General features: G+C 56.8%; 1 protein-coding gene. It reads right to left on the bottom strand.

Annotation, left to right across the window (positions count from 1 at the left end):
- Positions 1-82: 82 nt before the first annotated feature.
- On the bottom strand, positions 83-285 hold a 203-nt coding region (locus AC25M7_RS25540), incomplete at its 5' end, for a hypothetical protein (protein ID WP_486971647.1).

The raw sequence follows: 285 nt of genomic DNA, 5'->3' as shown, positions 1-285 counted from the left end.
CCCTCACTCCGGCCTTGCTCCCGGGAGGACCGCGCTGCAGGGCCCATCCTGGGCCCCAGCGCTTGACGGGCATCCATGCCCGTCACCTCCCTGCGCAAGACCTGCGTTCGGCCTCCTGAAGTCGCGAAGTTACGGGCGGCGCCTGGGCTGGCGTAGCTGTCGCTAGTGAGGAGGGGTTAGCCTTGCGATCAAGATCAAGATCAAGATCAAGATCAAGATCAAGATCAAGATCAAGATCAAGATCAAGATCAAGATCAAGATCAAGATCAAGATCAAGATCAAGAT

This window comes from Pseudomonas sp. P106(2024) (assembly GCF_057480815.1).
The sequence above is the reverse complement of the archived record's forward strand: the minus strand, read 5'-3'. Positions and strand labels throughout refer to the sequence as shown.